General features: G+C 42.9%; 2 protein-coding genes. One reads left to right on the top strand and one right to left on the bottom strand.

Features of this window, described 5'->3' with window-relative positions:
• A partial coding sequence (locus RHS_RS27955; RefSeq protein ID WP_047835034.1) for an IS5 family transposase occupies window positions 1–445 on the top strand: 445 nt, incomplete at its 5' end.
• Window positions 446–494: 49 nt separating this feature from the next.
• On the opposite strand, the gene RHS_RS27950 is transcribed toward RHS_RS27955, so the two are convergent.
• Window positions 495–2,579, bottom strand: a 2,085-nt coding sequence (locus tag RHS_RS27950) for a family 43 glycosylhydrolase (RefSeq protein ID WP_047835033.1), incomplete at its 5' end; no start/stop codon positions are given.

The raw sequence follows: 2,579 nt of genomic DNA, 5'->3' as shown, positions 1-2,579 counted from the left end.
CAGGTGCAAAAAAAGGGGGCCTTCTAGCGAAATAGGACACAGCCGGGGCGGAGCCAGTACAAAAATACACGCCATTGTGGATGCTTATGGAAATCCAGTGTATTTCATGATCAGTGAAGGACAACGCAACGATATTAATTTCGCGATTCCCTTATTGAAACATGTAAATTTAAAAGGAAGTAACATACTTGCTGATCGTGGATATGACAGTGATAAACTGATTGACTATATCTATGAGCAAGGTGGTGAACCAACAATTCCATCAAGAAAGGGAGCAAAGTTTGAACGTCATTGCGATTGGTGGCTATATAAAGAGCGGCATCTGATAGAAAAACTCTTTTTAAAGCTAAAGGCATTTCGTAGAATTGCCACCCGCTATGACAAACTTGCATTCACCTATCTGGGATTTTTGTGTATCGCTTCAATATTAATTTGGTTAAAATGACCAATGTGTAGCAATTTTCAAACACGCTCTAGCGCGTGTTTTACACTTATTACTTTTTCTTTACATTGATTACTATCTTAGCACTTTTACCATTAAATGTAGTTACCTTAATGGTTGCTTTTCCTTTTTTCTTTGCAGTAACTTTTCCGGTTGATGAAACAACAGCCACTGATGAATTGTAAGATTTATATTTTAGCCTATAACTGGCTGTCTTTGATGGGAAGTTTACTTTTATCCTCCAGGACTTTCCTTTCTTCAGATCCTTTGTTTTTGTACTGATTGAAATTGCCTTTGGTGCTTTTTTTACAGTGACCTTGCAGTAACTCTTTTTGCCATTTGCTGTCTTTACTGTAATCGTAGCCTTTCCAGGCTTTCTTCCGGTGATCTCTCCCTTTGATGTCACCTTCACTACTGACTTCTTGTTTGAACTCCAGGTAACTTTCTGAGATGCATTTGCGGGTTTAACTGCTGCTTTTAATTTTACCTTTTCTTTGGCTCCAATGGTGATTTTTGTTTTGTTTAGCGTCACTTTTGATGCTTTCGGCGTTTCCGGTACCGGCGGTTTGGGCGGAGTCTGAATCTTCGTAAAGTTTGCTGTCAGCTTTTTGGATGCTGTTATATTTCGGTCACTTCTCTTTGCCGTTTTTACTCCGTCACTCCATCCGGTAAAGGTATATCCTGTATTTGCCGTTGCCGTTACTTCAGTTGTGGAACCGCCCTTCACTATGGTCTGGACAGCTGTTCCGCTGATTTTTCCACCCGTCTGTGCCACGTACTCTACTGTTACCTTTTCTTCTGCTTTTTTGGTTACGGTTACCTTTAAAGATACGGTACTGTATGCATCCAGTAATTCTTCTTCATAGGTCATTTTTAATATAGGTGAGCCGTCGGCTGTCCAATGTACGCGTTTTAATCTTGCATGGCGGCAGGGGTCGTTCAGTGGCTCTCCGTTATAGGAGCTGTTATTACCATTATAATCAGAACCGCATTTCCGGTAATTATGGGAAGTTGGCCTTGCGTGGTATACGAAGATCGCATTCCCGTCCTGATCTACCGTAAAGGAGTTGTGTCCAGGTCCTTCTTCTCCATTTACATCCCTTGATGTAAGCAGCGGATAAGGGCTCTTCGTCCAATTGGCTGGATCCAGCAAATCTTCCCCTCCTTTTGCACTGCACATACCAATGGCGTATTCTGACCCGGTTCCGGATGCAGAGTAACACATAAATATATTGCCGTCTTTCTGTAAAACAGTTGCTCCTTCATTTACGCAATAACGGATCCGTTCCCATCCATAATCAGAACAGGTAATACGGGTAGGCTCTGAAGTCACCAGCCATGGCTGCTGCTCATCCACACTGGCTATAAATAAATCAGTACTGGAGCCCTGATAAGCTGCGGTAGGTTTGCCTGCCCAGATTACATAGGACTGTCCGTTCACTTCATCTTTAAAGTAAGTCATGTCCAGACAGAAGGACCTGCTAAACGGATTTTCCGATACCTCTGAAGTTACACCCAGTTTATAGTCTGTCCATTCGGATTCCTGACCGGATGCCTGTAATGCAGTTTCATAAGGATCACGGTCTCCGGGCAGTACCAGTGCATGGCAATAGATATCAAATAAATTACTGCTGTGGCTTTCTGTGAAATAGATAACCCAGTTATCACCCACTCTGTGTATTTCCGGTGCCCAGATATAGCGGTATCCTCTGGAAGCGTAGTCTGCTCCATCATAGAATCCCTGGTTTCCGGCCTTCCAGACGGTTACCTGGGTACTTCTGTCCTGCAGCCCTTCCAGTGTCTTAGAACGTCTTAAAACTACACGGTCATACTGTTCCAGCTGATCGTTTGAATCAATCTGATCCTGATCCTCCGGGAAATATGAACCGGTCATATAATAATATCCGCTCTGTTCATCCCAGTAAATGCAGGGATCCGCCATGCCTTCCACGAATTTTGTCTCATCGTAATATACCGTTCCGGTTTCTTCATTATAATTATCCGGATCATCCCGATTTGCATTCTCCGGATCATCTTCCGGAAGGGTGCTTCCATTTAATTCTTTTAATTTATTGATATACTGGGTCTGAACCACCTTACCGGTTAATGTATACTCTCCCGGTTGGGATAAGCTGAT

This window comes from Robinsoniella sp. RHS (genome assembly GCF_001029355.1).
In the GTDB taxonomy this organism is placed as follows: Bacteria; Bacillota; Clostridia; order Lachnospirales; family Lachnospiraceae; genus Robinsoniella; species Robinsoniella peoriensis.
This window is presented reverse-complemented; position numbering and strand designations above follow the sequence as displayed.